This is a genomic window from Hamadaea sp. NPDC051192, from assembly GCF_040682475.1.
Lineage (GTDB): Bacteria > Actinomycetota > Actinomycetes > Mycobacteriales > Micromonosporaceae > Hamadaea > Hamadaea flava.
In genome coordinates this window covers 1-23,081 of the sequence record NZ_JBFBAZ010000125.1, presented here as the reverse complement: position 1 = coordinate 23,081, position 23,081 = coordinate 1, and the positions used below count along the sequence as shown (strand labels likewise).

Genomic DNA, 23,081 nt, shown 5'->3' with positions numbered 1-23,081 from the left:
CATGGAGTTAACCGTGGTCTCGGCGGTGTGTCGAAGCTGGAAACTCCATGATCAACGGCCGCCGCCGCATGATCCATCCGCCTTACCTTGTAAGATGGCCGCGTGTCGAGACCTGCCCTGAGCCGGGACCGGGTCCTGCGGGCCGCGGTCGAGCTCGCCGACTCCGGCGGAATCTCCGCCGTGACGATGCGCCGCCTCGCCGAGGAGCTGGGCGCCGAGGCGATGTCGCTCTACCACCATGTGGCCAACAAGGAGCAGGTCCTCGACGGGATCGTCGACGTGATCGGCGCGGAGATCAACGAAGCCGCCGCCCGCGTGACGCTCCCCAGCCACGGCGACGGCTGGAAGAAGGCGGCGCGCGTACGCATTCTCGCGGCGCGCGAGGTGCTGTTGCGCCACCCGTGGGCGCCGGCGCTGATCGAGTCGCGGACGAATGCCAGCCCGGAGATCCTGCTGCACATGGACGCGTTGGTCGGGATCATGTCTGACGGCGGGTTCTCGCACGACCAGACCCACCACGCGCTGCACGCCTTGGGCAGCCGGGCGGTGGGCTTCACCCAGGAGTTGTTCACGCCGGGGAACGGGCCGGCCACGGGCGAACCCGATCCGGTCATGGCCGCCATGGCGAAGCGACTGCCCAATCTGGTCGGCATGCTGTCCGAGATCGCCCACGACGACCCTGACTCCACCCTCGGCTGGTGCGACGACCAGGCCGAATTCGAGTTCGGGCTCGACATCGTCCTCGACGGCCTCGACCGGCTTCGCTGATTTCCGCTCGCTGACCCCTTGACCGCCCTTACGGCGTAAGGCTACCTTACAACGTAAGACTTACAACGTAAGGTCAGGAGTTCTCGATGAAGGCGTATCTGCTCCACGCGTACGGACCGCCGGAGAATCTGCTGCTCAGCGAGGTTCCCAAGCCCGAGCCGGGGCCGGGTGAGGTCCTCGTCCAGATCCGCGCGACGTCCGTCAATCCGTACGACTGGCACCACATGCGGGGCGAGCCCCGCGCGGCCCGTCTCGTCCCCGGCGGGTTCGGCAGGCGCCGGCCCCAGCACTCGATCCTCGGCTGCGATCTCGCCGGGGTCGTCGAGGGCGTCGGCTCCGGCGTCACCGCCTTCCAGCCCGGCGACAACGTGTACGCACTGGTCACCCACGGGTCATACGCGGAGTACGCGTGCGTACCGGAGGAGTTGCTGGCACCGAAGCCGAGCAGCCTTTCCTTCGAGGAGGCCGCCGCGGTGCCCATGGCCGGCGCGACCGCCATCCAAGCCGTACGCGACGACGCCCAAGTCCGCAGCGGCCAGCGGGTGCTGGTGAACGGCGCCTCCAGCGGCGTGGGCACGTTCGCCGTCCAGTTGGCCCGGACGGCGGGCGCGGAGGTGACCGCCGTCTGCGGTGGACGCAACGCCGACCTGGTCAAGGGGCTCGGCGCGGTCGCCGTGATCGACTACACCGCCGAGGACTTCACCAAGGTGGCCCGGGACTTCGACGTGCTGGTGGACATCGCGGGCAGCCCCCGGATCACGGCGGCCAAACGGATCCTCCGCCCGCAGGGGTCCTATGTGATCATCGGCGGCAAGGCCGGCCGCTGGTTCCGGCCGATGGACCACCGGATCGCCGGCGAGCTGATCGGCAAGTTCAGTTCGCAGCGCATCCTGGGGACCGACGTGGAGATCGGCCCGGGCAGCGCCCGGAACCTCGAAGAGCTGGGCCGCCACGCGGACAACGGCGACGTCAAGCCGGTGATCGACAGGCAGTTCACCTTCGCCGAGCTGCCGGCCGCGATGCGCTACGTCGAGGCCGGGCACGCCTCCGGCAAGGTCGTCGTCAGCCTTCCCTGAGCCGCCAGCCGCCAGCCGCCAGCCGCCAGCCGACAGCGGTCAGCTGTCGATGTCGGGGCGCGGCCAGGGGCGCCCGTCGAGCCGCTCGATGTCGGTGTTGAACCGTTTGAGCATCTCGACGAAGTCGGCGACCTCCTCCGCCGTCCAGTTCTCCAGCACCCGATCCAGGCCGGCCACGCCGAACGCGCGGTCGGCCTCCATCTTGCGTACGCCTTCCGGCGTGACCTGGAATTTGCGCGCGATGCCGCCGTCGGGGTCGGGGATGCGCTCGATCAGGCCCTCCCGCATCATCGCCGCGGTCTGCCGGTTGAGGGTGGACGCGTCGAGGCTGAACGCCTCGCTCAGCTGCCCGATCGACATCGGCCCTTCGAGGTGGATGCGGCTGAGCAGCACGTACGCGCTCCGGTCCAGCTGGATCCCGCTGCTTCGGCTGCGCAGGTGGATGTGCCTGGCGAGCAGCATGGTCTCCATCTCGACGAGGTCTGTCGGCTTCCGCATGCGCCCCACTCTCCTCAGCCGTGGCCGATGTCAGCTTAAGTGATGTGCCTCATACACTCCTTATGCATCGTACACATCGTGTGTAGCGTACACGTAATGAAATCCCGTTCCGGACCTGTAGTCGCCGTCCTCGCGGCCGCCGGCATCGTCGCCGCCCTGATGCAGACGCTGGTGGTGCCGCTGATCGGCGAGCTGCCGACGCTGCTGCACACCAGTTCGTCCAACGCGTCGTGGGTGATCACGGCCACCCTGCTCTCGGCGGCGGTCGCCACCCCGGTCGCGGGCAAGCTCGGCGACATGTACGGCAAGCGCCGCATGCTCCTGATCTCGGTGCTGCCCCTGGTCCTCGGATCGGTCATCGCCGCACTGTCGTCGTCGGTCGTCCCGATGATCGTGGGCCGGGGCCTGCAGGGCCTCGGCATGGGCATCGTGCCGCTCGGCATCAGCCTGCTCCGCGACGTCGTCGCGCCGGAGAAGCTCGGCGGCTCGATCGCGCTGATGAGCGCCTCGATGGGCGTCGGCGGCGCGCTCGGCCTGCCGCTGGCCGCGGCGATCGCCGAGAACAGCAGCTGGCGTGTCCTGTTCTGGACCGCGGCCACGCTGAGCCTGGTGGTCGGCGTCCTCATCACCCTGTTCGTCCCGGGCGGCTCGCGGGAGAAGAACCCGGCTCGGTTCGACCTCCCCGGCGCTATCGGCCTCGGCGTAGCGCTCGTCAGCCTGCTGCTCGCCGTCTCCAAGGGTTCCGACTGGGGCTGGACGAGCGGCACCACGCTCGGGCTGTTCGCCGCCGCCGTCGTGATCTTGGTTGCCTGGGGCTGGTGGGAGCTGCGTACGCGGGAGCCGCTGGTCGACCTCCGCGTCACCGCCCGGCCGCAGGTCCTGGTCACCAACGCCGCGTCGATCCTGGTCGGCTTCGCCATGTACGCCCAGTCGCTGATCATGCCGCAGCTGCTCCAGCTGCCGAAGGAGACCGGGTACGGCCTCGGCCAGTCGATGCTGGCGATGGGCCTGTGGATGGCTCCGGCCGGACTCATGATGATGCTGCTGTCTCCGCTGGGCGCGAAGCTGACCGCCGCGCGCGGCCCGAAGGTGACCCTCGCCGTGGGCAGCCTGGTCATCGCGATCGGCTACGCCTCCTCCATGGCGCTGCTCGGTTCGACCTGGGGTCTGCTCGTCGTCACGATCATCACCAGTACCGGCGTCGGCCTGGCGTACGGCGCGATGCCGGCGCTGATCATGGGCGCCGTGCCGCACAGCGAGACGGCCGCCGCGACCAGCTTCAACACGCTGATGCGCTCGATCGGCTCGTCGGTCTCCGCTGCGATCATCGGCGTCGTGCTGGCCAACATGACCACCGCGTTCGGTCCCTACGTGCTGCCGTCCGAATCCGGCTTCCGGACCGGTCTGCTCATCGGTGCGGGCGTCGCGCTGGGTGCGGCCATCGTCGCGGCCGTCATCCCCACCAAGTCGAAGAGCATCGTGCCCGAGTCGGAGCTCGTCCCGGCGTACGCCGAGGAAGCGGTCGTGTCCGAGGCCGGGGCGCGATGACCACTTGGGACGACACCGTGGACCTGCTGGTCGCCGGATCGGGCGCGGCCGGGCTGACCGCCGCGATCGCCGCGGCCAACCGCGGGCTCGACGTCCTGGTCGTGGAGAGCACCGCGAAGTGGGGCGGCACGACCGCCGTCTCCGGCGGCGGGCTCTGGGTCCCGGCCAACCCGCTCATGCTGCGGGCCGGGGTCCAGGACTCGCCCACGGAGGCGCTGACCTACCTCGCTGAGGTCATCGAGTACGCCGGACCGGCGTCGTCGCCCGAACGCCGTCGCGCGTTCGTCGAGACCGGCCCGGAGATGGTGGCCTTCCTCGGGCGGCTCGGGGTGAAGTGGAAGCGGGCCAAGGACTACCCGGACTACTACCCCGACCGCGCCGGCGGCAAGATCGGCCGGTCCATCGAGGTCAAGGCGTTCAACACCAAGCTGCTCGGGGAGGCGTACGCCGATTCGCGGGTCAAGGACGGGGTTCCCGCCCCGCTCGCGACGGACGACGTCTGGCTCCTGGCCCGGGCCTGGTCCACTGTCAGCGGCTTCGTCCGCGGTGCCCGGTTCGTCTTCCGGACGCTCGGCCAATACCTGGCGGGCAAGCGCCCGGTCGGCATCGGCGGCGCCCTCTCGGGCTCCCTCATGCACATCGTGCGTACGCAGGGCACGCCGGTCTGGACGTCGACGCCGTTGGTGGACCTCGTCGTCGAAGACGGCGCCGTCACCGGCGCGATCGTCGAGAAGGACGGCAAGCCGCTGCGTATCCGAGCGCAGAAGGGTGTCGTCCTGGCCGCCGGCGGGTTCGCGAACAATCAGGCCTGGCGCGAGAAGTATCACGGGGTCGAGGGCCACTCCTCGGCCCCCGAGGGCGACCAGGGCACGGCGATCGAGATCGGCGCCCGCGCCGGCGGTGCGCTCGAACTGATGGACGACGCCTGGTGGGGCGGTTCGTTCGTCGGCCCGGACGGCAAGGCCGCGTTCCTCGTCGCCGAGCGGTCGCTGCCGTTCAGCATCGTGGTCGACGCCCACGGCGAGCGCTTCACGAACGAGTCCGCCTCGTACATCGACTTCGGCCACGACATGCTGAACCATCCGGTTCCCGGGCCGATGTGGATGATCAGCGACGCGCGGCACGCCCGGCGGTACCTGAACTCGGCGTACCTGGGCAAGAAGAAGGAGTGGGCGGCGGCGGGCATCCTCGTCGAGGCGGACACCCCGGCCGAGCTGGCCGTCCGGATCGGGATGGATCCGACGCGGCTCGCCCAGGCCATCGGCCGGTTCAACGGCTTCGCGCGTACCGGGGTGGACGCCGACTTCGGCCGCGGCCGGACGGCGTACGACAACTATTATGGCGACCCGCGGGTCGCACCGAACCCGAATCTCGGCCCGCTCGAGAAGGGGCCGTTCCGCGCGGTCCGCATCTACCCGGGCGATCTCGGCACCAAGGGCGGCTTGCTCACCGACGCCGACGCGCGCGTGCTCCGCGCGGACGGCTCGGTCATTTCCGGCTTGTACGCCGCAGGCAACACCACCGCGTCCGTGATGGGCCGGACCTATCCGGGACCGGGGTCCACCATCGCCCCCGCCATGGTCTTCGGTTACCGGGCCGCCCAGCACGCGGCGGCCGGCCGTTGAACCGGTGGCCGAGCCGCTCAGCTGCGGCAACCCGCTGAGCCGGTGGCGCCGGCCCGCCTGCCGGCGCCACCTCTTCTTCGCCGGGACCTACTTGCGGCGGTTGCGGGTGATCAGGAAGATCGCGGCGACGATGCCGCCGACTACGACGATGCAGCAGACAGCACTGCAGCCCCAGAAGCCGAAGCCGCCCGGACGGCGGCGCAGGTACTCGTCCTCGGCGGCGAAGGCGGCCCCGGGGAGGGCCAGCACGGTGAACAGGCCGACGACCAGCGCGGCCCACAGGCGGGTGATGCGGTTCATGTGCCCAGCGTAGAAAACTCGATCAAGTCGGCAGACCGATATCGTCGAAGCTGTGACTGATCTTGCGGTACGCCGCGCCACCGCCGCCGACCTGCCCGCCATCGTCGCCATGCTGGCCGACGACCACTTGGGAGCTACCCGGGAGGGTGCGCCCGACGACCCGGCGTACGCCGCCGCCTTCGCCGAGATCGACGCCGACCCGCATCAGCGCCTCGTCGTCGGGGAGGTGGCCGGTGAGGTGATCGCCACCATGCAGCTCACCATCATTCCGGGCATCGGCCGCAAAGGAGCCCGCCGCGCGCTGATCGAAGCGGTACGCGTCCGTTCCGACCTGCGCGGCGGCGGGCTCGGCAAGCAGCTCATCCGATGGGCGATCGAGACCGCCCGGACGGAGGGCTGCGTGATGGTGCAGCTGACCAGCGACAAGTCGCGTACCGAGGCGCACCGGTTCTACGACCGGCTCGGCTTCACCCAGAGCCACCTCGGCTACAAACTGACCCTGCGTTGATCATGGGGTTTCCGGTCACGACACACCGCTTCGCCTCAACCAGTCCGTGCAAGTGATCGTTGATCCGTGCATGGGCTGGTTGAGGAGGGGTTGATGGCTAGGGCGCATGTGCTCAACGCTGACCGGCGGCAGGTGATCGAGAATCTGTGGGGGCTGGGTAAGACTCTGGAGGAGATTGCCGCGGCGGTGGGAGTGGCGTTCTCGTCGGTGTGGCGGGAGATCGAGCGGTATAACTCGTATCGGCATGGGGTGAAGAATCCGTTAGGGCGGGTGCGGCGGGGTTTGTACCGGTGGGGGTACAGCGCGGTGTCGGCGCAGAAGCGGGCCGACACCGCCCGTGGGCGGCCTAAGCCGGCCAAGCTCGCGACGGCGGGCCGGTTGCGGGATGAGGTTGTGGCAGGGTTGGTTGAGAGGCTGTCGCCTCAGCAGATCGCGGCGAAGCTTCGGCTGTTGGCCGATCGGGAGTTGCAGGTGTCGCACGAGACGATCTATCAGGCGATTTATGTGCAGTCGCGGGGGGCTTTGCGGCAGTTGGTCGATGACCAGTTGCGGGTCAGGCGTAAGGCCCGGCGTAGCCAGTCCCGGGAGGCGGTCGCGGCGCGGCGGGCGATACGCAACCGTCCCTGGATCACCGAGGAGTTGCACATCTCGGCGCGTCCGGCCGAGGTCGCCGACCGGGCCGTGCCCGGGCATTGGGAAGGTGACCTGCTCATCGGCGCCTATGGCCGTTCGGCGATCGTGACCATCGTCGAACGGGCGTCCCGGTTCGTGCTGCTTGGTGGCCTGCCCGTCGACCGCAGCAGTCCCGAGGTGCTGCAGGTGGTCCGAGGCCTGTTCGCACGCCTGTCCTGGCAGGTGAATCCCGCCGCCGACAGCCGCCTGGTCAAGACCCTGACCTGGGATCAAGGCGCGGAGATGGCCAACCACGCCGAATTCGAACTGGCACCGGACTGCGCCGTCTACTTCTGCGACCCGCACTCGCCCTGGCAGCGCGGCACCAACGAGAACACCAACGGCCTGCTGCGCGACTACTTCCCCAAAGGCAAGTTCGACTTCACCACCATCGGCCAGGACGACCTCGACGCGGTCGCCGCTCAAATGAACCGGCGACCGCGCGAAACCCTCGGCTGGGACACTCCGGCCGAGCGCCTACAACGGCTGCTTGCACCGACCGGTTGAGACCGCCCGGTGTGTCGAGGGTGTGAACCCCATGATCAACGGGGATGGGTGCGGTTCGGCGTACGGCGAGGCAGCATGGATGCGTGATCGACGCTCAGCTGGACGCCCTCGCCCGTCTCGCCGGGGAGGGTGGCGTCGCTGTGCTCAGCGGCGCCGGGCTGTCCACCGAATCGGGCATACCCGACTATCGCGGACCGAGTGGCGTGGCGCGACGGCATACGCCGATGACGTATCAGACGTTCGTCGGCGATCCGCTCGCTCGTCGCCGCTACTGGGCGCGGAGCCATCTGGGCTGGCGGCGGATCGCCCGAGCGGAGCCGAACGTGGGGCACCGGGCGGTCGCCGCGCTGGAGGCTTCGGGCGTACTCGACGGGATCGTGACGCAGAACGTCGACGGCCTGCACCAGGCGGGCGGTGCCCGGTCCGTCATCGAACTGCACGGCAACCTCGACCGCATCGTCTGTCTCGCCTGCGGCGAGGACACCCCCCGCGACCGGCACGACGACCGGCTGCGGGTGGCGAATCCCGGGTTCGACGCGGAGATCCTCGCGGTGAACCCGGACGGCGACGTCGACCTCGACGACTCCGCCCTCGACGGCTTCCTGCCGGTGGACTGCACGACCTGTCTCGGCGGCGTCCTCAAGCCCGACGTCGTCTTCTTCGGCGAAGCCGTCCCCGTCGACCGCGTACGCGACAGCTACGCGCTCGTCGAAGGCGCGCGCCTGCTGCTGGTGCTGGGGTCGTCGTTGACGGTCATGTCCGGTCGCCGGTTCGTCCTGCGCGCGGCGAAGCTCGGCATCCCGGTGGCGATCGTCAACCAGGGCGAGACCCGTGGGGACGCGTACGCCGATCTCCGGGTCGACGCACCGCTCGGTGTCGTGTTGCCGCAGCTGGCGGCCCGGATCACGGCGCGGCCGGTCGCCAGTTCGCGATGACGGCCTCGGGGACCTCGACGACGATCGTGTGATAGGTCTCGATCCGGGAGACGATGGCCTCGCGGGGCCCTTCGCGCCAGACGGCCGACCCGTAGAAGGCTTCTTCCTGGGCGTCCCGGTGGTCGAGCGAGTCGAACACCCGCACCAGGTACGCCTCCTCGAAACCGTCTTCGTCCACAAGTGACGGTCCGGCGTCGAGGACGCGGATGCCGGCCGCGGCCAGCAGCGGCGCCGAATCCTCCCGCATCACGCGGACGAACTCGTCTCGCGTACCAGGCTTGAGGCGATAGGTGCGGATCTCCAGCACGGGCATGGCGGGAGCCTACCCGTGGTCGATGCGGCGCACGGGGCCGTCAGTGATGCTGGTCGGGCGCTCCGGCGGAAGCGGAAGCGGCCAGGCGCGTCTCCAGGTCGGCCAACGTAGGCAGGAACCAGAGCTGCCGGCCGCGGTTGGTCTCCACGACGAAGTCCCGCAGCGCGGTGCTGCGCTCGACGTGCTCGGAGATGTCGCCGACGATCACGAGCCGGATGTGGTAGTTCACGAACTTCTGGGCGATCGCGCCGGCGATGCCGCTCCGCAGGGTGAAGAATTCCGCCGGAAGCCGGTCCGCGGGCAGAACGACCAGCTCAGCGGCACAACCGAAGGCATCGCCGATGAGGTCGGTCACATCGGCCTCCCCGGTGAAGGGTGGCCCCTCAGGCGAAACGATCATAGTTGGTACGCCGTGCAGCTCGGTGGTCACGACGACTGATCCTAGAGCACTACGGCGGGCGCGATCGGGGAATAACGGTGAGGTGAAGATGAGCGGCACGGGTGGGCTGGAGAAGTTCCTCACCGAGTGGCTGGGCGAGTGGCCCGGCACCCCGGGATTGACGATCGTCGGCAGTGCGCTGCGTACGCAGCCCGGCTGGGACGGTTCCGTGCGTGAGGTGGTCGGCGTGCGTACGCCCGACGGCGGGGTGTTGTCGGTCCCGCCCGACCTCGCCGACACGGTGCGGTCCGGCGTACGCGACTGGGCCGAAGTGGACAGCCATCTCCCGGCGGCGCTCGGGCGGCCCGACGCCCGCGTCTTCGCGGGAGTGTTCCGGTGGTCCACCGAGCCGGCCGCCCTTCCCGACGCGGGCGAGTGGGTGCCGATCGCCGATCCCCGTGTCCCGCTGTGGCTGCACCCGTTCGGTGGCGACGCCTTGATCGCGTTCGCCCAAGACGGCACGTACGCCGCCGGCGTCGGGATCAAGCGCCACAACGCGGCCGGGATGGAGATCTCGGTCGGCACCGAGGAGGCGTACCGGGGGCAGGGGCTGGCCGCGCGCCTGGTCGCGCAGGCCGCGCGCTGGATCCTGGCCGCCGGGGCGGTGCCGATCTACCTTCACGACCCGGCGAACGTCGCCTCCGACCGGACGGCGCTGCGCGCCGGTTTCCCCGACGAAGGCTGGAAGATCATCGGCGTCTTCGGCTGACCCTTTGCCAGTCCGCTCGCCCCGCCGCCCCCACACCCCGCCCCAGCGGCGTTGATCATGGGGTTTACCCCCTCGCCACGCCGTCGAGACCACAGTTAACTCCATGATCAACGCGGAGAAAGCCGGAGGGCGCGGGGGCGTGGGGGCGGAGCGGCGCGGGGGCGGAGGGTGGGGAGTTACCAGGTGGTGAGGTGGTCGTAGAGGCCTAGGGTGCGCAGGATTCGTTCGACCAGCGCGTTCGGGTTCGTCAGCCGGTACGCCACCCCGGCGGAGTCAGCTCGTTCCCGGCCGCGGAGCAGCGCCCGTATGCCGAAGGAGTCGAGGAAGTCCAGCGGGCCGAGGTCGACTTCGAGCCGGCTGCAGCCGTTGTGCTCGATGGCGTCGTTCAGCCAGGTTTCTACTTCGCTGGAGTTCGACATGTCGATCTCCCCGGACAGGGTGACGACACAGTCGTCGCCCACCACGCGCGCGGTGTGCGTCGCCAACCACGCACCTCCCGATCAAGGCCACCCGATTCCCACTGACACTTGAGTGTGTCAGCCGTCGTTGCGGATCGCTACGACCGTGATGTCATCGCGTACGGGTTCGGCGGAGAAGTTGAGCGCCATCGTCGCCAGCCCGTCGGCGATGACGTCGGCCGGATTGCCGGCGAGTTGCGCGGCGGCGTCCAGCATACGGTTCAGGCCGAAGAACTCCCGGCCGCTGCGGCGTTCGGTGAGGCCGTCGGTGAAGAAGACGAGCGCGTCGCCGGGGTGCAGCGTCAGCCGTTCGGGTGGACAGTGGACGCGAGCCACCACGCCCAGGGCTGTTCCCCATTTGCCGGCGGACGCGACCGCGCCGTCCGCGCGTACCAATATGGGCTGGTCATGGCCGGCGAGATAGACCGTGACCGCGCGATCGCCGTGGTGGTCGCCGGCTGGCGCGATCTCCGCCAGCGCGAGTGTGCAGTGGCGGTCGGAGCGGGCGTGCATGGTGGTGTTGAGTCCGGCGAGCGCCTCGCCGACCGGCTTGCCGTCGGCAATCAGCGCGCGCAGCACCTCGCGGACGATGCCGGTGGCGCTGGCCGCCTGGATGCCCTTGCCCGCGACGTCGCAGACGACCGCGAGGCAGCCGCCGCCGGGCAGCGGGATGACGTCGTACATGTCGCCGCCGACCTCGGCGTAATGGCCGGTGGGCAGGTAGCGGGCGCCGATGTCGACGCCGGGCAGCTTGGGCAGGTCACCCGGGAGCAGGGCTTCCTGAAGGATGCGGGCGATCTGGCTGCGTTCGTCGTGGACGTGGGCGTTGTCCAGGGCGGTGGCCGCGCGCCGGGCTACTTCCTCCGCGATCGTGACGGTCTCGGCGTCGGGCGTGGTGGCGTGCCCGACGGCCAGCGCGCCGAGCAGCCGGCCGTGCGCCAGCAGCGGCACCACCAGGCAGGCCGGCGGGTCGGACAGCGCCGTGGTGGCGCCGGTCTCGACCGCCTCCGCCAGTTCGTCCGAGGTCAGCCGGCGGCCCAGCTCGTGGTGCGGCGACAGCATGTTGGAGGCGGCCGCCTCCTCGATGTGGGCGACCGCGGCGACCTGCGGCCGGCCGTCGGAGATGGTCAGCAGCGCGCACCAGTCACCCAGCCGGGGGACGATGAGCCGGGGGATCAGCGCCTCGGTGAGCGCGGTGTCGATCGAGTGCGCCAGCAGGTCGCCGACCTCCACCAGGTAGGTGAGCCACTCGCGCCGCCGCAGGTCGGCCTCGCGCAGGCGCTCATGCTCCAGCACCGTGCCCAGCCGCTGGGCGGCCAGGCGGCACAGGGTCCGGGTCTCGGCGGGCTCGTTCGGCGCGATCAGGATGTCGCCGGTCCAGGGCGCCGTCAATTCCAGTGGTACGCGCAGCGCGGCGCTCGGCTCGCCGGGCGGCCGCCCGGCCGCCGCTAGCGTGATGGCGCCACGCCCGTCCGCGCGGTCGAGTTCGACGCTCACCCCGGGCGTGGCGAGCCGGGGCAGCAGGAGGCGCAGGAGCTGCTGGGCGAAGTGGCGGGCGCTGCGGCCGGACCCCTCCGGGCGCTGAACCGCCAGCAGATCTTCGACCGATCGCAGCGCGTCCGACTGCGTTTCCACACCTGGCACGGTTGTAGTGTCGCCTGAATGAGCAGCGTCGGCCAGCCAAGGACTTGGCTCCGTCCCGGCGGATGCACGAGGATTGCGGGTGAGGCATCGATACTGTTGCGATGCCTCCGCCGGTTGGACACCGGGGAGGGACGAAGCCATGACGGTGCAGGAAGAGGCGTCGGTCGTCGCTGGATTCGACGACGAGGCCGCCTGGGCGCAGTTCGCCGCCGCCCTTCGTGAAGTGCAGCAGGGCAGTTTCGAGGGCCGGCTGCCCCGATTGCCCGGCAAGGCCGGTGAAGCGGCCGACGCCTTCAACGACGTGGCCGGGTTACTCGCTCGGCAGAATCGGGAGCTTCTACGCATTTCACGCGTTGTCGGACGCGAGGGACGTGTCACCGAGCGACTCGACGAGGAGACCTTCGAGGGCGACTGGGCCGAGGGCATCACCGCGATCAACAACCTGATCGACGACCTGGGCCGGCCGACCGCCGAGATCGCCCGCGTGATCGTGGCCGTCGCCGAGGGCGACCTCTCGCAGAACATGACGCTCGACATCGACGGGCGCCCGTTGCGAGGCGAGTTCGCGACCATCGGCCGCACGGTGAACAAGATGGTGAGTCAGCTGTCGAGCTTCGCCGCCGAGGTGACCCGGGTGGCCCGGGAGGTCGGCACCGAGGGCAAGCTGGGCGGCCAGGCCGACGTCCGGGGCGTCTCCGGCACCTGGCGCGACCTCACCGACAACGTGAACCTGATGGCGTCCAACCTGACCAACCAGGTGCGGTCGATCTCCTCCGTGACCACGGCGATCGCCCAGGGCGACCTGTCGCAGAAGATCACCATCGCGGCCGGCGGCGAGGTCGCCGACCTGGCCGACACGATCAACTCCCTGATCATCACCCTGCGGGTGTTCGCCGAGCAGGTGACCCGGGTGGCCCGCGAGGTCGGCACCGAGGGCATCCTCGGCGGCCAGGCCGAGGTGCCCAACGTGGCCGGGACCTGGAAAGACCTCACCGACGCCGTGAACAACATGGCGTCGAACCTGACCGCGCAGGTCCGCAACATCTCCCAGGTCTCCACGGCGGTGGCGCAGGGCGACCTGTCGCAGAAGATCACCGTGGTGGCCCAGGGCGAGATCCTGGAACTCAAGAACACCGTGAACACGATGGTGGATCAGCTGTCGAGTTTCGCCGACGAGGTGACTCGGGTCGCGCGTGAGGTGGGTTCGGAAGGCAAGCTGGGCGGCCAGGCGCAGGTGCGTGGGGTGTCGGGTACGTGGCGTGACCTGACGGAGAACGTGAATCAGCTGGCGGGGAATCTGACGGCGCAGGTGCGAAACATCGCGCAGGTGACCACGGCGGTGGCGCAGGGTGACCTGTCGCAGAAGATCACAGTGGACGCTCGGGGTGAGATTCTCGAGCTGAAGAGCACTGTGAACACGATGGTGGATCAGCTGTCGAGTTTCGCCGACGAGGTGACCCGGGTCGCGCGTGAGGTGGGTTCGGAAGGCAAGCTGGGCGGCCAGGCCCAGGTACGCGGCGTCGCCGGGACCTGGCGCGACCTGACCGACAACGTGAACTTCATGGCGTCCAACCTGACCGCCCAGGTGCGGAACATCGCGCAGGTCGCGACGGCCGTGGCGAAGGGCGACCTGTCGCAGAAGATCACCGTTGTGGCGCAGGGCGAGATCCTGGAGCTGAAGGACACCGTGAACACGATGGTGGATCAGCTGTCGAGTTTCGCCGACGAGGTGACCCGGGTCGCCCGCGAGGTCGGCACTGAAGGCAAGCTGGGCGGCCAGGCCCAGGTACGCGGTGTCTCCGGCACCTGGCGCGACCTGACCGACAACGTGAACTTCATGGCGTCCAACCTGACCGCCCAGGTGCGGAACATCGCCCAGGTGACCACCTCGGTCGCGAAGGGCGACCTCAAGCAGAAGATCACGGTGGATGCCCGGGGTGAGATTCTCGAGCTGAAGAGCACCGTGAACACGATGGTGGATCAGCTGTCGAGTTTCGCCGACGAGGTGACCCGGGTCGCCCGCGAGGTCGGCACCGAAGGCAAGCTCGGCGGCCAGGCTCAGGTGCTCGGCGTCTCCGGGACGTGGAAGGACCTCACGGAGAACGTCAACCAGCTCGCCTCGACGCTGACCACGCAGCTGCGTGCGATCGCCCAGGTGTCCACGGCGGTGACGACGGGCGACCTCACCCAGCGGATCGCCGTCCAGGCGCAGGGCGAGGTGGCCGAGCTCAAGGACAACATCAACCAGATGATCATCACGCTCGGCGAGACCACCAAGGAGAACGCCGATCAGGGCTGGCTCGACTCGAACCTGGCCCGGACCGGCGCGCTGCTCCAGGGGCAGCGCGACCTGACCGAGGTCTGCCGGATGCTGATGCGTGAGGTCACGCCGCTGGTGGAGGCGCACCTCGGGGCGTTCTTCCTCTTCGAGCCGGACGGCGCTCGGCCGCTGCGCCGGGTGTCGGCGTACGGGTTGGGCCCGGGCGGCGAGGACGCCACGTTCGACATCGGCGAGGGCCTCATCGGCCAGTCCGCCGCCGATCTGCGGAGCATCCGGGTCAGCAGTGTGTCCGGAGCGGAGGGTCAGGCGATCGCCTCCGGCACCGCCTTCATCCCGGTCCGCGACCTCGTCATCGTCCCGGTGCTCTTCGAGGGCTCGCTGCTCGGCGTGATCGAGTTCGGCAGTGCGACGGCGTTCTCCACGCTGCACCTGGAGTTCCTCGAGCGACTGGTCGCCACCATCGGCGTCGCGCTCAACACCATCCGGGCCAACCGGCGTACGGAGGAACTGCTGGACCAGTCCCAGCGGCTGGCGCACGAGCTGCGCGAGCAGTCGGCCGAGTTGCAGCGGACCAACGCCGAGCTGGAGGAGAAGGCCGCTCAGCTGTCCGAGCAGAACCGCAACATCGAGATCAAGAACCGGGAGATCGAACTCGCCCGGCTCGGCCTGGAGGAGAAGGCCCAGCAGCTGGCGGCCGCCTCGCAGTACAAGTCGGAATTCCTGGCCAATATGAGCCACGAGCTGCGTACGCCGCTCAACTCGCTGTTGCTGCTGGCCCGGTTGCTCGCCGACAACTCCGAGGACAACCTGACCGACAAGCAGATCGAGTTCGCCCGCACCATCCACAACGCCGGGTCGGATCTGATGGCGCTCATCGACGACATCCTCGACCTGTCCAAGATCGAGGCCGGCCGGATGGACGTCGACTTCGGCCAGGTGGCGTTCTCCGAGATCTGCGCGTACGCCGAGCAGGCGTTCCGGCCGCAGACCGAGGAGAAGGCGCTCCAGCTGGAGGTCGAGGTCGCGCCGGAGATGCCGGACGGCATGGTGACCGACGCCCAACGACTCCAGCAGATCCTGCGCAACCTCATGTCGAACGCGGTCAAGTTCACCGACAGCGGCATCGTCCGGCTGGAGATCGGGCTCGCCCACGAGACCGAGTACGAGGAGCCCACGCTGGCCGCCGCGCCGTCGGTGGTGGCCTTCCGGGTGAGCGACACCGGCATCGGCATCGCGCCGGACAAGGTCGCCGTCATCTTCGACGAGTTCAAGCAGGCCGACGGCACGACCAGCCGGCGCTACGGCGGCACGGGGCTGGGCCTGTCGATCAGCCGGGAACTCGCCCGGCTGCTCGGCGGCGTCATCACCGTGTCGTCGACGCCCGGCGAGGGATCGGTGTTCACCTTGCTGCTGCCCGGCTCGTTCCTCGCGGGCCGCGTGGAGCGTGCTCCGGCGGCTCCGGCACGGCCGGCGCTGACGATCCCGGCGCGGCCGGTGATCACGCCGGTGCCCGAGTCGTTGCCGTCCAGCCGTTTCCTGCTCAAGCGCCCGTCCGGTGGCGAGCGTGGCAGCGTCCGGCTCGACGGCACGACGGTGCTCATCGTCGACGACGACGTCCGCAACGTGTTCGCCCTGACCAGTGCGTTGGAGTTGCACGGCATGCGGGTCCTCTACGCCGACAACGGCTCCGACGGCGTACGCCTGCTGGCCGGGCACCCCGAGATCGACATCGTCCTGATGGACGCGATGATGCCGGGCCAGGACGGGTATGAGACGACCCGGATCATCCGGCGGAATCCGAGACTCGCCGATCTGCCGGTGGTCTTCCTGACCGCCAAGGCGATGCCGGGCGATCGGGAGGCGGCCGTGGCGGCGGGCGCGAGCGATTACATCACCAAGCCGGTCGACCTCGACGAGCTGCTCGAGCTGATGGGGACGTGGGTCGGCCCGCGGAAGGAGAGCGAATGAGCCGGACGATCGCACGGCCGCCGGGTGATCAGCCGGCGAAGGTGCTGCTCGTCGACGACCGCAACGACAACCTGATCGCCTTGCAGGCCATCCTGCAGGGGATGCCGCTGGTGACCGTGGCGGTGGCCAGTGGTGAGGCGGCGCTCAAGCAGCTGCTGCTGGACGACTTCGCGTTGATCCTGCTGGACGCGCACATGCCTGGGATGGACGGGTTCGAGACCGCGACGCATGTGAAGAGCCGCGATCGGACGCGGCAGATCCCGATCATCTTCCTCACCGCGGCCGACCGGGACGCCCGGCTGGCCCTGCGGGGGTACGCCGCCGGCGCGGTCGACTACCTGACGAAGCCGTTCGATCCGTGGATCCTGCGGGCGAAGGTCTCGGTGTTCGTCGAGATGTGGGCGAAGAACGTGCTCCTCCAGCAGCAGGCGGAGCGGATGGATCAGCTGGAGTCGGCCGCCCGCAAGGCGCTGTCGGCGTTGCGGGACGGCGACCCGGAGAGTGCGACCGAGGCGCTGGAGTCGATCGACCCGCTGGCGTAGCCGGGTTTGCCGGCGCGGTCAGTCCGACGAGCCGCCGAGCAGCTCCTCGAACGTCGTGGTGAGCGCGAACGGGTCGGCCGCCTTGGTCGGTTCGTGCCGATCGATCAGCTCGGCCAGTTCGGTCGCCGCCCGGCGGATGCGGTCGGCGAGCGCTCCGCTCGCCTCGGCGTCGCCGGGCGCCCCGGCCCAGTCCTCGGGGGCGGCGTACACCGAGGTCGGGACGGTCTGCGAGCGCAGGTAACTGAACATCGGGCGGACCGCGTGTTCCAGGGCGAGCGAGTGCCGGGCCGAGCCGCCGGTGGCGGCGAGCAGCACCGGCCGCCCGATGAGCGCGGAGTCGTCGAGCACGTCGAAGAACGACTTGAACAGCCCGCTGAACGAGGCGTTGAAGACCGGCGTCACGACGATCAGGCCGTCGGCGTTGCTCACCGTGTCGATCGCCTCCCGCAGCCCGGCCGCGGGGAACCCGGTCAGCAGGTTGTTCATGATGTCGTGGGCGTGATCGCGTACCTCCACGAAGGTGGTGTCGACGCTGACGCCGAGCCGATCCAGCTCGCCGCTGGTGGCGGCGGCGAGCCGATCGGCCAGCAGCCGCGTCGACGAGGGCTGGCTCAGCCCGGCCGACACGACCGCGAGGGTGCGCTGCTTCACTGTCCGTCCTTCCCCGCCGACACGGCCTCCACAGTGGAGTCCTTTGCGGCGGCCGCCGCCGCGACGAGCGACGCGTGGGTGGGGGCGTCCGGCACGCCCGGCTTGCGGAGCGCGGCGAACTCCTTGCGCAGCACCGGGACGACTTCCTCGCCGAGGAGGTCGAGCTGCTCCAGCACCGTCTTCAGCGGCAGGCCGGCGTGGTCCATGAGGAACAGCTGGCGCTGGTAGTCGCCGACGTACTCGCGGAAGCCGAGCGTACGGTCGATGACCTGCTGCGGGCTGCCGACGGTCAGCGGCGTCTCGGCGGTGAACTCCTCCATCGACGGTCCGTGCCCGTAGACCGGCGCGTTGTCGAAGTACGGCCGGAACTCCTTGACCGCGTCCTGCGAGTTCTTGCGCATGAAGACCTGGCCGCCGAGGCCGACGATGGCCTGATCGGCCGAGCCGTGCCCGTAGTGCTCGAAGCGCTGCCGGTACAGGCCGACCATCCGCTGCGTGTGCTCCTTCGGCCAGAAGATGTGGTTGGCGAAGAACCCGTCCCCGTAGTACGCGGCCTGTTCGGCGATCTCGGGGCTGCGGATGGAGCCGTGCCACACGAACGGCGGCACCCCGTCGAGCGGGGCCGGCGTCGAGGTGAACGACTGCAACGGCGTACGGAACTTGCCCTTCCAGTCGACGACGTCCTCGCGCCACAACCGGTGCAGCAGGGCGTAGTTCTCGACGGCGAGCGCGATGCCGTTGCGGATGTCCTGCCCGAACCAGGGGTAGACCGGGCCGGTGTTCCCGCGGCCGAGCATCAGGTCCACGCGGCCGTCCGCGAGGTGCTGGAGCATCGCGTAGTCCTCGGCGATCTTCACCGGGTCGTTGGTGGTGATCAGCGTCGTCGCGGTGGACAGCAGCAGCTTGGACGTCTTGGCCGCGATCCAGCCGAGCATCGTCGTCGGCGAGGACGGGACGAACGGCGGGTTGTGGTGCTCACCGGTCGCGAAGACGTCGAGCCCGACCTCCTCGGCCTTGAGCGCGATGGTCGTCATCGCCTTGATGCGCTCGGCCTCGGTCGGCGTGGTGCCGTTGGTCGGATCCGGCGTCACGTCGCCGACGGTGAAGATCCCGAACTGCATCCCCATGGCCTTCTCCTCAGTCGTTGTCACGCTGAAGCCAACAGTAATTGACGGTTCAACTATTCCGGCGCGCGGGGCAGGCGACCGCGTTTCCGGTCACCCGTACCCCGTCGGTTCCGGCTGGCACCTGGGTACGCAGATGGGTAAGCGGCATGGTCTCCAACCTACGGCACCGGACTTGCGCTCGTTGGTTAAAGGCATTAACCTTATGGCTACAGGGGCTAACAAGCCCGGGATGTACAGCAAGGGGAGGGTCTGATGACCGAGTTTCTGGCGGTAGAGGGCGGCACGATCGCGTACGACGTGGTGGGCGAGGGGCCGCTGGTGGTCCTGGGCCACGGGCTCGCCGACAACCGCGAAGCCTTCCGGTTCCTGGTCCCGCTGCTGGTCGACGAGGGCTACCGGGTGGTCAACGCCGACCTGCGCGGGCACGGCGAGTCGAGCACGGGCTGGGCGTCCTACACGCGGACCGACAGTGCGAAGGACTTCATCGCACTGCTGCGGCACCTCGGCGAACCGGCGATCTTCATCGGGCACTCGTTCGCCGGCGGCGTGGCCAACATCCTCGCGGCCGATGCCCCCGAACTCGTCCGGGCCATCGTCGAGATCGACCCCGGTACGCGTAAGGCCAAGATGAAGCTGGGCGACGTCAACGGGCGCTTCGTGAAGGGCATCTCGCTCATCGCGGCCTCGATGGCGCTCCGGAGCACCGGGCTGTGGAAGTCGTACCTGCGGCACGCGTACCCGGGGACCTCGGGAGCCGCGTTCGAGGGGCAGCTGGCGATGCTGGAGCGCAACCTGCGCGAGCCGGGCCGGATGGCGGCCGGGGCCAAGATGGCCTTCGCGTCCGGCGCCGACGCCGGGGCGAAGCTGGCCCACATCCAGCGCCCGGCGCTGGTCGTGATGGGCACGCTGGACCCCGACTTCCCGAGCCCGGTCGCCGAGGCCGAGGGGATCGTCGCGACGATGCCGGCCGGGCTGGGCTCGGTGGCGATGATCGAGGGCGCGGGGCACTACCCGCACACGCAGATGCCGCAGCAGGTGGCCGACGTGATCCTGCCCTTCCTCAGCAAGTACGCGGATGCCTAGGGCGGGGCTGACGCCCGGCGCGATCGTGGACCTCGCGCTGGGCGTCCTCGACGACGACGGGCTGACCGGGCTCACCCTGACCGCGGTCGCGAAACGGGCCGGGGTCGCGGTCCCGGCGCTCTACAAGCACATCCGCAACCTGGACGAGCTGGTCAGCCTGCTGCGCGTACGCATCATCGACGACCTGACCGAACGCCTGGGTGCCGACTGCGTCGGCCGGTCGGGGCCGGACGCGTTGCGGGCGCTGGCCGTCACCTTCCGGGCGTACGCCATCGACAACCCCCACCGGTACGCCCTCACCGTGCAGGCCGCCCCGCCGAACACCCGGGAAGCCGAGGCGGCCGTCCGGATGCTGACGGTGTTTCTCGCCGTGCTGCGCGGGTTCGGGCTGGAAGGATCGGCCGCCATCCACGCCGCCCGAGCGCTGCGTGCGGCGTGCCACGGGTTCGCCTCGATCCAGGTCGCCGGGGGATTCGGCCTGGCCGAGAACGTGGATGAGAGCTACGACCTGCTGGTGCGCATGGTCATCGAGGGCCTGCCGCTGGCCAAGGAGCACTGAGTCCCAGCGTCATGCCGCGTGCGTACGCGAATAGTGGCGAGCGGCCCGGGCCCGGTTGCTGCACGACGGCTTGCAGAACTCCTGCCGTCCGTGGCCCTTCACGAAGTACCGAACGCATCGGGGTGCGGTGCAGGCGCGTAGGTCGGCGGCATCCGGGCTGGTGAGGAAGTCGATGGTGGCGCGGGCGAGCGTGGCGAGCACGGCGTCGTCCGGCGGCACCCCGGCGACGGTGTGCATTGTGGACGTCGGCGGCCAGGAAAGGGCCGGCGTCACCGGAGCCAGTGCCGCATAGCGGTTGATCAGCGCCACGGCGTCGTCCAGGGGCATCAGGCGATTCGCGTCCGCCCGGCTCGGCGGCCCCGGCTCGACCGCACGGGCGAACAGCGCCCGGGTCGCGGCGCGTACCTCGACCACCCGGGGCAGTAGAGCGGCCGTCCCGATCGACGCGAGCCCCGTCGAGGCGAGGAGCTCGGAAAGGCCGTCGACCGAGGTCAGGGTGTCGAGGACGCCTCCGTCGCCGTCGTGCCGGATCGTGCTCGCGAGATCGAGCGCCACCGTGTTGACCATGCGATGAAGCGTACGCTAGCGTGCCTAACGGAAAAAGGAAGTTTTACCGTTAGGGAGATCTCATGCTGCTGCTGGCCCAGATCAGCGACCTACACCTCGACGGCACCGCGCGCGCCACCGAGCGGGCCGCGAAGACCGTGGCGTACCTGCGGAATCTGCCGCAGCCGGTGGACGCCCTGCTCGTCACGGGCGACATCGCCGACACCGCCGCCCCGGCCGAGTACGCCGAAGCCGCCGAGCTGCTGAGCGACTTCCCAGCCCCGGTGCTGTGGTGCCCCGGCAACCACGACGCGCGACCGGCGTACCGGGAGTTCCTGCTGGGCGAGCCGCCGTCGGCCGGGCCGATCAACGAACTGCACAAGATCAAGGACGCGGTGCTCCTCATGTGCGACTCCAGCGTCCCGGGCAACGACGAGGGTCTCCTCGACGACGAGACGACCGCCTGGATCAGAACCACCCTCGACCAGCACCGAGACGCCCCGGCCTTCCTCGCCTTCCACCACCCGCCCGCCGCCATGCACCACCCGTTGCCGGACGCTTACCGGCTCCAGCGCGAAGCCGAGCTGGCCGAGCTGCTCTCGGCGTACCCGTCGGTGGTAGCCCTGATCACCGGGCACGCGCACACGGCCGCGGTCTCGACCTTCGCGGGCCGGCCCGTGCTCGTCGGCCCGGCGGTGACGTGGACGCTGCGGCTGCCCTGGGAGGGCACGGCGCTCGCGGACCTCGACGCGCCTCCGGGGCTGGCCTACCACGTGCTGAGCGACGGCGTGCTGACGACGCACTACCGAGTCGTCGTCTGATGGTCGCCGGATTCCTGCTCGCGATCCTCCCGCTGATCGCGACGCCCGGGGCGAGCCTCGCGCTGCTGATGGCGCGAGGCCCGCGCCGGGCGCTGCCGGTGGTGGCGGGCACGGTCGCGGGCATCTACACCCACGCGCTGCTCGCGATGGTGGGGCTGGCGGCGGTCGTCATGCAGTCCAGCCAGGCCTTCCTAGTGGTACGCGTGGCGGGGGCGGGCTATCTCGTCGGTCTCGGGCTGTGGACCTGGCGGGCGCCGCGACCGGCGCCGGAGCCGTCGTCGCCGCAGGGTCCGGAAAGACCGGCGTTCCGGCAGGCGTACCTGGGCAACGTGCTCAACCCGAAGGCGGCCTCGATCTACCTGACCCTGGTGCCGCAGTTCGTCGATCCGCGGCACGCGCTCGCGCCGCAGATCCTCGTCCTCGCGACCGCGCACGCGCTGCTCATCACGGCCTGGCTCGGTGGCTGGACGGCGGTTCTGACCCGGGTCGGGCGAATGATCCGGTCTGGTCGCTGGGCGTCGGGCATCCGACGGAGCGCCGCTGCGGTGCTGGTCTTCCTCGGCGTACGCACGCTGGCCGCGTGAGGGCGGTCACGGCTGCCCCCACGGGCTTGATCCACGGGTGCATGATCTGTTCATGTCCCGGCTATTGGAACGCCCCAGCGTCGTTCACCGGGCCGCCCCGGCCGACGCCCGGCCGCACCCGCTCCGGGAACTGATTCTGGTCACGGTGCTGTTCCTGGCGTACAAGGCGGGACGGCTGGTCGCGAGCGGCCACGTCGACGAGGCGTACGCCAACGCCGGGCGGGTCTGGAACGCCGAACGCTGGCTGCGGCTGCCGTCTGAACTGTCCGTCCAGGCGGCGATGCTGCACAACACGACGTTCGTCCAGGTGGTCAACACCTACTACGCCTGGGTGCACTTCCCGGCGACGGCGGCGTTCCTCGTCTGGACCTATCTGCGACGACCGGCGTACTACCTGTGGGTCCGGCGGGTGCTGACCGGGCTGACCGCGGCGGGGCTCGCCGTCCACGTGCTGTTCCCGCTCGCGCCGCCGCGTCTCGTCGGAGCGTTCGGCCTGATCGACACCGCCGCGATCTACGGGCCGTCGGTCTACTCCGAGCCCGACACCGACACCCTCGCCAACCAGTACGCCGCGATGCCCTCGCTACACATCGGCTGGGCGGTGGTCGTCGCACTGGGCCTGATCGTGATGACCCGGTCGCGATGGCGGTGGCTGTGGCTGGCCCATCCGATCATCACCACGCTCGTCGTGGTGGCCACGGCGAACCACTACTGGCTGGACGGCATCGTCGCGTGCGCCTTCCTGGCGCTGATCCTTCTGCTCATCCGCCGCCCCTTCACGGCCCCCGCCCCACCCCCGGCCGCCACCCCCGTGGCCCTGGCCCCCGCCACCCCCTTGGCCCCCGCCGCGCCCCTGGCCCCCGCTGTTCCTTTAGCGCTGGATCAGGGTTCCGTGTCGAATCTTGGTCCAAGATTCGAC

At 69.8% G+C, this 23,081-nt stretch carries 24 protein-coding genes; 15 read left to right on the top strand and 9 right to left on the bottom strand.

The window, feature by feature from the left end:
• Positions 1-102: 102 nt before the first annotated feature.
• Both AB0M47_RS33920 and AB0M47_RS33915 read left to right on the top strand, forming a co-directional pair.
• Positions 103-768 carry a TetR/AcrR family transcriptional regulator C-terminal domain-containing protein gene (locus tag AB0M47_RS33920; RefSeq protein ID WP_363421391.1) on the top strand — a complete coding sequence of 222 codons (666 nt, stop codon included), beginning with the start codon at positions 103-105 and terminating at the stop codon, positions 766-768.
• An 86-nt stretch (positions 769-854) separates the two neighbouring features.
• Positions 855-1,844 carry an NAD(P)-dependent alcohol dehydrogenase gene (locus AB0M47_RS33915; RefSeq protein ID WP_363421389.1) on the top strand — a complete coding sequence of 330 codons (990 nt, stop codon included), beginning with the start codon at positions 855-857 and terminating at the stop codon, positions 1,842-1,844.
• 39 nt (positions 1,845-1,883) lie between these two features.
• On the opposite strand, the gene AB0M47_RS33910 is transcribed toward AB0M47_RS33915, so the two are convergent.
• Positions 1,884-2,342 carry a MarR family transcriptional regulator gene (locus AB0M47_RS33910; RefSeq protein ID WP_363421387.1) on the bottom strand — a complete coding sequence of 153 codons (459 nt, stop codon included), beginning with the start codon at positions 2,340-2,342 and terminating at the stop codon, positions 1,884-1,886.
• A gap of 96 nt (positions 2,343-2,438) precedes the next feature.
• Here AB0M47_RS33910 and AB0M47_RS33905 point away from each other — a divergent pair, with 96 nt between their 5' ends.
• Positions 2,439-3,890, top strand: a complete 1,452-nt coding sequence (locus AB0M47_RS33905) for an MFS transporter (RefSeq protein ID WP_363421385.1) — start codon at positions 2,439-2,441, stop codon at positions 3,888-3,890.
• A complete protein-coding gene (locus AB0M47_RS33900; RefSeq protein ID WP_363421383.1) occupies positions 3,887-5,515 on the top strand; it encodes an FAD-dependent oxidoreductase in 1,629 nt (542 codons plus the stop codon). The genes AB0M47_RS33905 and AB0M47_RS33900 overlap by 4 nt, the downstream gene beginning before the upstream one ends.
• 87 nt (positions 5,516-5,602) lie before the next feature.
• Here the strand turns inward: AB0M47_RS33900 and AB0M47_RS33895 are convergent, their stop codons facing one another.
• Complete coding sequence (locus tag AB0M47_RS33895) at positions 5,603-5,815, bottom strand: hypothetical protein (protein WP_363421381.1); 213 nt, start codon at positions 5,813-5,815, stop codon at positions 5,603-5,605.
• Positions 5,816-5,867: 52 nt separating this feature from the next.
• On the opposite strand from AB0M47_RS33895, the gene AB0M47_RS33890 reads away from it, so the two are divergent.
• The 3 genes from AB0M47_RS33890 to AB0M47_RS33880 all read left to right on the top strand — a co-directional run bounded on the left by AB0M47_RS33890 (position 5,868) and on the right by AB0M47_RS33880 (position 8,437).
• Positions 5,868-6,323, top strand: coding sequence for a GNAT family N-acetyltransferase (locus AB0M47_RS33890; RefSeq protein WP_363421379.1), 456 nt, complete (start codon positions 5,868-5,870; stop codon positions 6,321-6,323).
• A 93-nt stretch (positions 6,324-6,416) separates the two neighbouring features.
• Positions 6,417-7,502, top strand: coding sequence for an IS30 family transposase (locus AB0M47_RS33885; RefSeq protein WP_363421377.1), 1,086 nt, complete (start codon positions 6,417-6,419; stop codon positions 7,500-7,502).
• A gap of 44 nt (positions 7,503-7,546) precedes the next feature.
• Positions 7,547-8,437 carry an NAD-dependent protein deacetylase gene (locus AB0M47_RS33880; protein ID WP_363421375.1) on the top strand — a complete coding sequence of 297 codons (891 nt, stop codon included), beginning with the start codon at positions 7,547-7,549 and terminating at the stop codon, positions 8,435-8,437.
• On the opposite strand, the gene AB0M47_RS33875 is transcribed toward AB0M47_RS33880, so the two are convergent.
• Both AB0M47_RS33875 and AB0M47_RS33870 read right to left on the bottom strand, forming a co-directional pair.
• Positions 8,406-8,750, bottom strand: a complete 345-nt coding sequence (locus AB0M47_RS33875) for an NIPSNAP family protein (protein ID WP_363421373.1) — start codon at positions 8,748-8,750, stop codon at positions 8,406-8,408. The two genes, AB0M47_RS33880 and AB0M47_RS33875, sit on opposite strands and share 32 nt — an antisense overlap.
• A gap of 40 nt (positions 8,751-8,790) precedes the next feature.
• Positions 8,791-9,180 (bottom strand): DUF4180 domain-containing protein, encoded by a 390-nt coding sequence (locus AB0M47_RS33870; protein WP_363421371.1) that lies wholly within the window; start codon positions 9,178-9,180, stop codon positions 8,791-8,793.
• 58 nt (positions 9,181-9,238) lie between these two features.
• Between AB0M47_RS33870 and AB0M47_RS33865 the strand changes: the two genes are divergently transcribed.
• Complete coding sequence (locus tag AB0M47_RS33865; protein WP_363421369.1) at positions 9,239-9,898, top strand: GNAT family N-acetyltransferase; 660 nt, start codon at positions 9,239-9,241, stop codon at positions 9,896-9,898.
• Positions 9,899-10,074: 176 nt separating this feature from the next.
• Here the strand turns inward: AB0M47_RS33865 and AB0M47_RS33860 are convergent, their stop codons facing one another.
• Both AB0M47_RS33860 and AB0M47_RS33855 read right to left on the bottom strand, forming a co-directional pair.
• Entirely contained in the window at positions 10,075-10,383 is a 309-nt protein-coding gene (locus tag AB0M47_RS33860; RefSeq protein ID WP_363421367.1) for an STAS domain-containing protein, read from the bottom strand.
• Positions 10,384-10,434: 51 nt separating this feature from the next.
• Positions 10,435-12,000, bottom strand: a complete 1,566-nt coding sequence (locus AB0M47_RS33855) for a SpoIIE family protein phosphatase (protein ID WP_363421365.1) — start codon at positions 11,998-12,000, stop codon at positions 10,435-10,437.
• A gap of 139 nt (positions 12,001-12,139) precedes the next feature.
• Here AB0M47_RS33855 and AB0M47_RS33850 point away from each other — a divergent pair, with 139 nt between their 5' ends.
• Positions 12,140-16,249, top strand: coding sequence for a HAMP domain-containing protein (locus AB0M47_RS33850; protein ID WP_363421363.1), 4,110 nt, complete (start codon positions 12,140-12,142; stop codon positions 16,247-16,249).
• Positions 16,246-16,791, top strand: coding sequence for a response regulator (locus AB0M47_RS33845; RefSeq protein WP_363421361.1), 546 nt, complete (start codon positions 16,246-16,248; stop codon positions 16,789-16,791). The genes AB0M47_RS33850 and AB0M47_RS33845 overlap by 4 nt, the downstream gene beginning before the upstream one ends.
• 18 nt (positions 16,792-16,809) lie before the next feature.
• Here the strand turns inward: AB0M47_RS33845 and AB0M47_RS33840 are convergent, their stop codons facing one another.
• Complete coding sequence (locus AB0M47_RS33840; RefSeq protein ID WP_363421359.1) at positions 16,810-17,442, bottom strand: FMN reductase; 633 nt, start codon at positions 17,440-17,442, stop codon at positions 16,810-16,812.
• Positions 17,439-18,563, bottom strand: a complete 1,125-nt coding sequence (locus tag AB0M47_RS33835) for an LLM class flavin-dependent oxidoreductase (RefSeq protein WP_363421393.1) — start codon at positions 18,561-18,563, stop codon at positions 17,439-17,441. The genes AB0M47_RS33840 and AB0M47_RS33835 overlap by 4 nt, the downstream gene beginning before the upstream one ends.
• A gap of 258 nt (positions 18,564-18,821) precedes the next feature.
• Here AB0M47_RS33835 and AB0M47_RS33830 point away from each other — a divergent pair, with 258 nt between their 5' ends.
• Both AB0M47_RS33830 and AB0M47_RS33825 read left to right on the top strand, forming a co-directional pair.
• Positions 18,822-19,652 (top strand): alpha/beta hydrolase, encoded by an 831-nt coding sequence (locus AB0M47_RS33830; RefSeq protein ID WP_363421357.1) that lies wholly within the window; start codon positions 18,822-18,824, stop codon positions 19,650-19,652.
• Positions 19,645-20,211: a WHG domain-containing protein gene (locus AB0M47_RS33825; RefSeq protein ID WP_363421355.1), complete on the top strand. Its 567-nt coding sequence runs from the start codon at positions 19,645-19,647 to the stop codon at positions 20,209-20,211. Before AB0M47_RS33830 ends, AB0M47_RS33825 begins: the two co-directional genes overlap by 8 nt.
• 9 nt (positions 20,212-20,220) lie before the next feature.
• Here AB0M47_RS33825 and AB0M47_RS33820 read toward each other — a convergent pair whose 3' ends face one another.
• Positions 20,221-20,778 carry a CGNR zinc finger domain-containing protein gene (locus AB0M47_RS33820; RefSeq protein ID WP_363421352.1) on the bottom strand — a complete coding sequence of 186 codons (558 nt, stop codon included), beginning with the start codon at positions 20,776-20,778 and terminating at the stop codon, positions 20,221-20,223.
• 62 nt (positions 20,779-20,840) lie between these two features.
• Between AB0M47_RS33820 and AB0M47_RS33815 the strand changes: the two genes are divergently transcribed.
• The 3 genes from AB0M47_RS33815 to AB0M47_RS33805 form a co-directional block, all read left to right on the top strand.
• A complete protein-coding gene (locus AB0M47_RS33815) occupies positions 20,841-21,578 on the top strand; it encodes a metallophosphoesterase (RefSeq protein ID WP_363421350.1) in 738 nt (245 codons plus the stop codon).
• Entirely contained in the window at positions 21,578-22,162 is a 585-nt protein-coding gene (locus AB0M47_RS33810) for a LysE family translocator (RefSeq protein WP_363421348.1), read from the top strand. The genes AB0M47_RS33815 and AB0M47_RS33810 overlap by 1 nt, the downstream gene beginning before the upstream one ends.
• Positions 22,163-22,199: 37 nt before the next feature.
• Positions 22,200-23,081: phosphatase PAP2 family protein (locus AB0M47_RS33805; RefSeq protein WP_363421346.1), on the top strand; the 882-nt coding region annotated here is incomplete at its 3' end.

Excerpts from the sequence above, each read along its gene's own strand:
- AB0M47_RS33915 (WP_363421389.1), top strand. The coding sequence starts at position 855 with ATGAAGGCGTATCTGCTCCACGCGTACGGACCGCCGGAGAATCTGCTG.
- AB0M47_RS33910 (WP_363421387.1), bottom strand. The coding sequence starts at position 2,342 with ATGCGGAAGCCGACAGACCTCGTCGAGATGGAGACCATGCTGCTCGCC.
- AB0M47_RS33905 (WP_363421385.1), top strand. The coding sequence starts at position 2,439 with ATGAAATCCCGTTCCGGACCTGTAGTCGCCGTCCTCGCGGCCGCCGGC.
- AB0M47_RS33900 (WP_363421383.1), top strand. The coding sequence starts at position 3,887 with ATGACCACTTGGGACGACACCGTGGACCTGCTGGTCGCCGGATCGGGC.
- AB0M47_RS33895 (WP_363421381.1), bottom strand. The coding sequence starts at position 5,815 with ATGAACCGCATCACCCGCCTGTGGGCCGCGCTGGTCGTCGGCCTGTTC.
- AB0M47_RS33885 (WP_363421377.1), top strand. The coding sequence starts at position 6,417 with ATGGCTAGGGCGCATGTGCTCAACGCTGACCGGCGGCAGGTGATCGAG.
- AB0M47_RS33880 (WP_363421375.1), top strand. The coding sequence starts at position 7,547 with ATGGGTGCGGTTCGGCGTACGGCGAGGCAGCATGGATGCGTGATCGAC.
- AB0M47_RS33875 (WP_363421373.1), bottom strand. The coding sequence starts at position 8,750 with ATGCCCGTGCTGGAGATCCGCACCTATCGCCTCAAGCCTGGTACGCGA.
- AB0M47_RS33865 (WP_363421369.1), top strand. The coding sequence starts at position 9,239 with ATGAGCGGCACGGGTGGGCTGGAGAAGTTCCTCACCGAGTGGCTGGGC.
- AB0M47_RS33850 (WP_363421363.1), top strand. The coding sequence starts at position 12,140 with ATGACGGTGCAGGAAGAGGCGTCGGTCGTCGCTGGATTCGACGACGAG.
- AB0M47_RS33845 (WP_363421361.1), top strand. The coding sequence starts at position 16,246 with ATGAGCCGGACGATCGCACGGCCGCCGGGTGATCAGCCGGCGAAGGTG.
- AB0M47_RS33835 (WP_363421393.1), bottom strand. The coding sequence starts at position 18,563 with ATGCAGTTCGGGATCTTCACCGTCGGCGACGTGACGCCGGATCCGACC.
- AB0M47_RS33830 (WP_363421357.1), top strand. The coding sequence starts at position 18,822 with ATGACCGAGTTTCTGGCGGTAGAGGGCGGCACGATCGCGTACGACGTG.
- AB0M47_RS33825 (WP_363421355.1), top strand. The coding sequence starts at position 19,645 with ATGCCTAGGGCGGGGCTGACGCCCGGCGCGATCGTGGACCTCGCGCTG.
- AB0M47_RS33820 (WP_363421352.1), bottom strand. The coding sequence starts at position 20,778 with ATGGTCAACACGGTGGCGCTCGATCTCGCGAGCACGATCCGGCACGAC.
- AB0M47_RS33815 (WP_363421350.1), top strand. The coding sequence starts at position 20,841 with ATGCTGCTGCTGGCCCAGATCAGCGACCTACACCTCGACGGCACCGCG.
- AB0M47_RS33810 (WP_363421348.1), top strand. The coding sequence starts at position 21,578 with ATGGTCGCCGGATTCCTGCTCGCGATCCTCCCGCTGATCGCGACGCCC.